Here is a 7,016-nt window from a genome sequence, read left to right as displayed (position 1 = left end):
GTTCTCAGGTTTTGAAATAGTCAGGTTCTTTGAACGTGATGAAAAATCGAAGACTTCATTGGGTAGAATGAAGCATTGGCATACATATTCCGTGGTCGCGGTGAAACGTACATAACAAAGCGTTTAAGACAGATTCCCAACGCTCGGCATTTTTAGTTCAAGTCAGCTTTGGTGTTTAAGGTGGCAGGTTTTAGGTAGGGTGGTGGCGTTGCTCACTACTTAACGCGGCGTTATGAAAATCGAATAAATGGAGGAATTAGAAATTGTTAAAACTTATCATATCAGCAATATTTTATTTTATTTACTCATTAAGCGTTCAGGCGATGGAGCCTGAAGAATTACTGAAAAATGTAGAAATTTTTAGTTTTGACTCAACAAAAAACAAGTTTGTTTCAGAAAATGTAAATACTCTAAACCGAGACCTGACTTTTAACGAGTTAATAAAACTCGTAAAGAATTTCGAGTTTGATTCTTCAAAAGTTAAAGTAGTTAAAGTATTACGAGGTCATCACGAAGAATACTCTGATTCAGAATTATTAGAGTTGATGGAAGTTTTATCTTTTGATTCAAGTAAAGTTAAAATACTAAATACTCTTGATGCAGATGCAGATGCAGATGCAGATGTATCTGCGGATGTATATGTGGAAGAGTTTTCGGGAAAAACTAACTCTAAGAGCTCTTTAACTTTAAATGCATCGAATAGTGAAAATAGTACTACTTTCACTATTCGATGTAATGGATTTGACTGTGAAACTGAATATGTAGAAAAGTAGCTTCATTGCCACAGCAAAGATTTACATAACAATGCGTTTAAGACAGATTCCCAACGCTCGGCATTTTATTTTAAGTTTAGTTTAGTGATTACGGTACAATGGTTTAGGTTAGGTGGCTGCGTTGCTCACTACTTAACGCGGCGTTATGATTTTTATCGAAATAGGCAGGTTTTATGACAATATCGTTTGAAACTCAGAGGCTGAGAGTTGCTGAAATCTCAGGTGATCTTTCGTTAACTGAGCGCTTAGTTCTGATCGAAGAGATTCCTAGTATTCTAACGCCATTAGTTGTTGAAAACTTGCCCCCATATTTTCATGGTATTACTTCCTGTGAATTGGCACGAGTTTGGCTCGACCGAATGTTGTCGGAGAGTCGATTACTTCAAGTGAAATCTGAGGCACAAGAGTTAATCGGTTTTCTGTTCGCCTATGTAGAGAACGAAAGTGACGCGCACATAGGTTACTTACTCAATGAAAAATATTGGGGTAAAGGGCTGGCGAGTGAGCAACTGAAAAGCTTTATCGAAGAAGTAGTTAATACTGAGCCTTGGTTAAAGCTTGTTGGTGGCGTTGAAAAATCTAATGTTGCTTCAGCTAACTTACTTAAAAAGTTAGGCTTTATAGAGCAACCAATAAATGAAAGTGGTGTGTCCTTTTACGAATATACGATTCCCCGATCACAATCATAACAAGCAATTTAAGCAGACTGTCAACGCTTGGCATTTTTAGTTCGGTTCAGCTTCAGTGATTTCGGTGGTAAATTTGGGTGTATTGGTAGCGTTGTCAGCTACTTAATTGGGCGTTATACGCTTCGATGTCAATGGAATGAAAATCGATGGAAATATCAAAGAAAGTTATTGTAATCGTTACCCTTACTATTTTGCCTTTAGTATTTTTAGGTTCAAAATTACTCACGGACACGAAACAACGATTGGCAGATGAAGAACTTAATCTTGTCCGTCCAATATTAGAGGGAATTGCTGAAAATTTAAAAGAGCCATATAGATTTCCTCTGGACTCACGTTCAGAATTACAGGGTTTTGCCTCATTTAATACTGCTTCTCGATTTCCTCATTTATATCACGCTGCTATAGACTATTTTGCTGAAGTAGGAGAGCCGGTATACGCTATTGCTGATGGTGTTGTAAGTTATTCTGGCTATATGAACGGTTATCCAGGCGTCGTGATTATTGATCACCCAAAAGAAAACCTTTATTCATTGTACGGTCACCTTTCATTAAAAAGCTGGTTAGTCTCAAAAGGGGCAATTAAAAAAGGGGATTTGCTTGGTTATATAGCTGACCCTTCAGAGGACTTTGGTATTGGTGTTAACGCCCATATACATTTTTCAATAAGAATGGGGTCACGTATGGAATACCCAGAAACTGGTCCCGATCGTTGGATGGGGGGGTACACAACAGAATCCCCAATATTTAAAGGGTACATAGACCCTGAACAATTCATATTACTAACGAAGTCTAAATTATCACGAAACTAATCCAATACGCGTATAACAAACAATTTAAGCAGACTGCTAACGCTTGGTATTTTCAGTTCGGTTTTGCTTTAGTGATTACGGTGTTAAGTTTTAGTATATTGGTAGCGTTGTCAGCTACTTAATTGGGCGTTATAAATGAGGGCGGTGTAATGGTTATTAAAGCGGTCAAAGCACAGTTTCGATTACCGATGAAATATCAAAAAATCACGTCTTATGTTGGTTTTTTTGGTGTAACTCTGGGCATCTTCATATGTGTTAAATTAAGCATGTTGTTAACAAGTTGGTTTGGCGTTGACCTTAATTTACCTTTAAGTCAATTAAATGGTTCAGAATATAGTGTTTATCAATTCATTGGTTCACAACTCTTAGTGTTAATACTGTCGGTTTATGCGGGTGTTGTATGTGTCGCTAGTGTTTTTTCTTTAGTAATGTGTCTTTTAGGTCAGTTTAGTTTACGTGAAGCAATTAGTTATACGTTGTTTTCTAGATTTCCTAGGACATGGATGAACCCATACTCAAATTTATAACAAGCAATTTAAGCAGACTGTCAACGCTTGGCATTTTCAGCTTGTTTTAGCTTTAGTGATTTAGGTGGTAAATTTGAGTGTATTGGTAGCGTTGTCAGCTACTTAATTGGGCGTTAAGTTACAAGGATAGTATTGTGGAAATAAAGGAAGTAAAAACGACTTTTGGTTTAGTTGAACAACTAAATTTATTGCTAGTCGATTGTATCGAAAGTGGAGCTTCTGTTGGCTTTTTAACTCCAGTTGATGAGCTCGAAGTTGAATCATATTGGTCGTCTGTAGGAGCCGAGCTTGAGTTAGGTGAACGAAAGTTATTTATTGCATATGAAGGCGAAAGTGTAATAGGTGCCGTTCAATTATCACTTTGCTCTAAACCCAATGGCTCACATCGAGGGGAAGTTGAAAAACTTATGGTTCACACGGGAGCACGAGGAAAAGGTGTTAGTAAAAAACTAATGTCGCTAATGGAAAGCGTAGCTTGTGAACTTGGTTTGTCATTGCTGGTTCTCGACACACGTTTAGGTGACATTGCATCTTCATTATATCGTTCAATTGGTTATACCGAGGCAGGTCAAATTCCTCAGTTCGCACGTAGTTCTACAGGTGAGCTAGAAGGCACAGTTTACTTCTTCAAACTATTGTAATTTAACAAACAATTTAAGAGTGATTCAGCACGCTTGGCATTTTTGGTTTGGGTCTAGTTTAGTGATTACGGTGTCCAATTTAAGTGTTGTGGTCGCGTGCTTCACACCTTAATTGGGCGTTATGTGAGTATAGAATATGAACGAGTCGGTAGTAAAAGAAGCGTTATTAAAAGCACTCAGAGAATTAGAAAATTCTGATGAGATAGTCGTGGTGCATCCTAATGTAAGTGCTGTCGCTGGCAAACTGAACCTAGCAGTACAAGAAGTATCCCCCAACATGCTAACAGCGCAGGAGCTAGGGGGTATCATTAATGCTTTAAATGCTAATAATCTAGGGTTTGGCTTAGATGATAGAGACTTCCAAACTATTATTGGTTTAACAAGAGAAGAACTAAAAGCCGCTACAGATAAACTAAAAGTTAGAGGTTGGTAAGTCACATAACAAAGCATTTAAGAGTGATTCGCAACGCTTGGCAGTTTCGCTTCGCTCAAGTATAGCCAAGCGCCGCTCACACCTTAATGCGGCGTTATGTGACCGCGACTTATGGACCAATATTTATCATTCAGTTCCGGAATTGGCGAGCTTTATGATATGGCTATCGCTAGCATCTGTCTGAAATTATTAGTTCCAAACTTATATGGGAGTATCAGACATGTTTAAAAGTATGCATAGAGCGGAAGAACCACTAGTTATTTGTAATGTTTGGGATGTACCGAGTGCGAAGATCGCAGAGGAAGTTGGTTTTTTAGCTATCGGTACTTCTAGTGCTGCTATTGCGAGTAATCTTGGAAAAGATGATGGAGAGAATATTAAGTTCAATGATTTGTTGTCAATTGTTAAAGCAGTCGGTGGATCAACCAATCTGCCTTTGACAGTTGATATTGAATCAGGTTTTGGAGATACACCTGAACTCATAGCAAAGAACATTATCGAATTGGTGAAAGTCGGCGTCGTTGGCATAAACATAGAAGATAGTATTGTAGTAAAGGGTCACAGGCAGCTATGTGATGTTGCACTGTTTGAGAAAACGCTAAAGCAAGTTAGGTTGTTACTCGCTGAAGCAGATACTGAAGTTTTCATTAATGTTCGGAGCGATGCATTCTTGCTCAATGTTAGTGAACCTCTAGTTGAGAGTATTGAAAGAATTAATAGGTATCAACAATCTGGCGCCGATGGAATTTTTCTACCATGTATTAGAGACGTTAATGATATTGAAACTGTTGTAGCAAGTACGTCGCTACCAATAAATGTAATGTGTATCCCTGAATTACCTAGTTTTCAAGAACTGAAAACTCTAGGTGTCAAACGCATAAGCATGGGTAATTTCGTGTATGAGGCAATGCTTGCCTCGCTGTCCTCTAGCTTAATGTCCATTAAACGAGAACGGTCGTTTCAAACTCTGTTTTTATAGTATCGTGGGTGTTATAACTATCACATAACAAACTGTTTAAGAGTGATTCGCAACGCTTGGCATTTTCGCTATGCGTTGCGTTTAGTGTTTAAGGTGATATGCGGCGGCATTGGTATTGCGTTGCTCACACCTTAACAGGGCGTTATAACTACGTGGCATTTTTGAACTCCCTCGAAGTAAATTCTTACTGTTTTGCATAGTAAACTAGTTGCTTTTAGCCTATTGGTTTTACAATGCCAATTAGGAGTGGATATGTTCAAGTGCCCAAACTGCACAGAGCCCTTGACTGTGAGGGATAAGTTAAAATTCATCCCTGGCAAACTAATAAAATGCAAAAAGTGTTCTCATGAGTTAAAGCTGTTCAAGGTCTATTATTATGCTACCTTTTTTGTTGCAGCTTCGGGTAGTTCCCTTTTCGTCAATCAATTCGGACTTAACAAGTTAAATGCAGCAGGATTAACGTTTGCGTGTTGTTTTTTGTGGTTTATATGTCAACCAATTAGGAAAGCGTAGTTATAACAAAGCGTTTAAGACAGATTCCCAACGCTCGGCATTTTCAGTTTAGGTCGGCTTTAGTGTTTAAGTTGGCAAGGTTTTAGGTAGGGTGGCAGCGTTGCTCACTACTTAACGCGGCGTTAAATTGCAGTGGCACATGGAGGTTATATGTTCAGATTGGGACCGTATGAATACAGCAGTAAGGAAGCTTTAAAGAAGAAGTTAAAGGCATTCTTAAAAGGGGATAATGAAGGGGATATCACTCACCCACAACTTATAGATAAGTTAAGCTACCTTCTAATTCTTCACCCTGATGCTGAAAGAAAGATTGGTAGTGGTATTAATGGCTTTAAAGTTGAAAGAAACTATCAAGGTTCAGGCAAAAGCTTTGTAGTAATAAGGAAGGATTGCTCTGAAGATATTTTCTTATAAATCTTGCATTGATGGAACTGTCGCAACACGTAGAAGCATGGCTTTAGAAGCTTTGAGATTTTGTGTAAGATCTCAGATGGCAGACTATCGAAGTTCAATTGTTTTGCCTACTGAGTGTGGCATTACTGGTAAAGTTATAAATTCTACTTCCGAGCTGCATATTGATCATGTGGAACCATTTTCTGTGTTAGTAAAGCAGTTCTGTAAAGAATATGGCATATCTTTGTGTGATTTAGAAACCTCTAGTAATGGTGAAACATTAGCCCTTCTATCTAAAGAAATTGAAGGTAATTTTCAGGATTACCATAGGAATCAGGCTAGATTGCAACCAAGTTTAGCCTCAGAAAACATGAAAAAAAGCAATTTAACAAAGCATTTAAGAGTGATTCCCAACGCTTAGCATTTTTCATTCCATCGTATAGTTTAGTGTTTACGGTGGTCAGTTTAAGTTCCTTGGTAGCGTTGCTCACACCTTAATGCAGCGTTATGGCGCAGGGCAACTAGATGAGTGAGAAAGTGAAAGTAGCCTTAAAGTGGCTGAAAGGACTTTTGGATGCAGAGAGCATCGAGTACCAAATTGTCGGTGGACTCGCTGCAACTATTCATGGTGGCAGCCGTGAAATTGCAGATATAGACCTTTATATCCACGACTCTGACGCAAATAAGCTTTTGGCTCACGTATCTCAATTCATATCTAAACCGTTAACTCGTTATACTGAATACGGTTGGGATCTAGAGTATTTCCAGTTGGTTTACCAAAATCAAAAAATTGAAATCGGTTTATCTCAAAAAAATTCAAAGATACAATCGGCTTTAGACGGCTCTTGGTATCCGCTTGAAATTGATTATTCAGCGTCAGTTGAAAAAGCCTATCAAGGCATCATATTGCCAGTAATCCCTGTTCATCACTTAGTCGAGTACAAGCGTATTTTGGGTAGGGAATCGACCTAATTGACATACAAGAACTAACGTCGAGTTCAGCGCCATAACAAAGCGTTTAAGACGGATTCACAACGCTTGGCTATCTCAGTTTAAGTTTAATTTAGTGTTTAAGATACAATGGTTTAGCTTTGATGGTGGGCGTTGTTCACCACTTAACGCGGCGTTATGTGTTTGGAGGGGAAATGGTTAGGGAAGCGACAAAAGACGATTGCGTAAAATTAGCGGCATTGTCCATTAAAGTCTGGCTAGACACATATGCTAGAGAAGGTATCAAAACTGAATACGCTGAGTATGTC

Annotated in this window: 9 protein-coding genes and 2 pseudogenes; all 11 read left to right on the top strand. The window is 38.5% G+C overall.

Annotation, left to right across the window (positions count from 1 at the left end; genetic code table 11):
- Positions 1–115 (top strand): annotated as a pseudogene (locus L4C37_RS21940) (SAM-dependent methyltransferase); the annotation flags it as partial.
- Between the two features lie 148 nt (positions 116–263).
- Positions 264–773: a DUF4476 domain-containing protein gene (locus tag L4C37_RS21935; RefSeq protein ID WP_429770056.1), complete on the top strand. Its 510-nt coding sequence runs from the start codon at positions 264–266 to the stop codon at positions 771–773.
- 173 nt (positions 774–946) lie between these two features.
- On the top strand, positions 947–1,462 hold the full coding sequence (locus L4C37_RS21930; protein WP_429770054.1) for a GNAT family N-acetyltransferase: 516 nt from the start codon (positions 947–949) through the stop codon (positions 1,460–1,462).
- Positions 1,463–1,608: 146 nt separating this feature from the next.
- Entirely contained in the window at positions 1,609–2,271 is a 663-nt protein-coding gene (locus L4C37_RS21925) for a M23 family metallopeptidase (RefSeq protein WP_372267572.1), read from the top strand.
- A 149-nt stretch (positions 2,272–2,420) separates the two neighbouring features.
- The gene (locus L4C37_RS21920; RefSeq protein ID WP_429770052.1) at positions 2,421–2,798 is read left to right on the top strand and encodes a hypothetical protein; all 378 of its coding nucleotides are present in this window, start codon (positions 2,421–2,423) and stop codon (positions 2,796–2,798) included.
- Between the two features lie 134 nt (positions 2,799–2,932).
- Complete coding sequence (locus L4C37_RS21915) at positions 2,933–3,439, top strand: GNAT family N-acetyltransferase (RefSeq protein ID WP_429770050.1); 507 nt, start codon at positions 2,933–2,935, stop codon at positions 3,437–3,439.
- A 136-nt stretch (positions 3,440–3,575) separates the two neighbouring features.
- On the top strand, positions 3,576–3,872 hold the full coding sequence (locus tag L4C37_RS21910) for a hypothetical protein (RefSeq protein ID WP_429770048.1): 297 nt from the start codon (positions 3,576–3,578) through the stop codon (positions 3,870–3,872).
- A 220-nt stretch (positions 3,873–4,092) separates the two neighbouring features.
- On the top strand, positions 4,093–4,851 hold the full coding sequence (locus tag L4C37_RS21905) for an isocitrate lyase/PEP mutase family protein (protein ID WP_429770046.1): 759 nt from the start codon (positions 4,093–4,095) through the stop codon (positions 4,849–4,851).
- A 663-nt stretch (positions 4,852–5,514) separates the two neighbouring features.
- Positions 5,515–5,778, top strand: a complete 264-nt coding sequence (locus tag L4C37_RS21900; RefSeq protein ID WP_429770044.1) for a DUF3223 domain-containing protein — start codon at positions 5,515–5,517, stop codon at positions 5,776–5,778.
- A gap of 76 nt (positions 5,779–5,854) precedes the next feature.
- The gene (locus tag L4C37_RS21895) at positions 5,855–6,178 is read left to right on the top strand and encodes a hypothetical protein (RefSeq protein WP_429770043.1); all 324 of its coding nucleotides are present in this window, start codon (positions 5,855–5,857) and stop codon (positions 6,176–6,178) included.
- Positions 6,179–6,282: 104 nt separating this feature from the next.
- Positions 6,283–6,767, top strand: a pseudogene (locus L4C37_RS21890) (putative signal transducing protein).
- Positions 6,768–7,016: the final 249 nt, after the last annotated feature.

Source organism: Vibrio kagoshimensis, from assembly GCF_050337535.1.
Lineage (GTDB): Bacteria > Pseudomonadota > Gammaproteobacteria > Enterobacterales > Vibrionaceae > Vibrio > Vibrio gallaecicus.
Note: the sequence above shows the minus strand (reverse complement) of the source record. Positions and strands in the feature narration are given on the sequence as shown.

What these genes read in the sequence shown, in the direction of transcription:
- L4C37_RS21920 (WP_429770052.1), top strand. Translation starts at nt 2,421, where the DNA reads ATGGTTATTAAAGCGGTCAAAGCACAGTTTCGATTACCGATGAAATAT.
- L4C37_RS21930 (WP_429770054.1), top strand. Translation starts at nt 947, where the DNA reads ATGACAATATCGTTTGAAACTCAGAGGCTGAGAGTTGCTGAAATCTCA.
- L4C37_RS21900 (WP_429770044.1), top strand. Translation starts at nt 5,515, where the DNA reads ATGTTCAGATTGGGACCGTATGAATACAGCAGTAAGGAAGCTTTAAAG.
- L4C37_RS21925 (WP_372267572.1), top strand. Translation starts at nt 1,609, where the DNA reads ATGGAAATATCAAAGAAAGTTATTGTAATCGTTACCCTTACTATTTTG.
- L4C37_RS21895 (WP_429770043.1), top strand. Translation starts at nt 5,855, where the DNA reads ATGGCAGACTATCGAAGTTCAATTGTTTTGCCTACTGAGTGTGGCATT.
- L4C37_RS21910 (WP_429770048.1), top strand. Translation starts at nt 3,576, where the DNA reads ATGAACGAGTCGGTAGTAAAAGAAGCGTTATTAAAAGCACTCAGAGAA.
- L4C37_RS21905 (WP_429770046.1), top strand. Translation starts at nt 4,093, where the DNA reads ATGTTTAAAAGTATGCATAGAGCGGAAGAACCACTAGTTATTTGTAAT.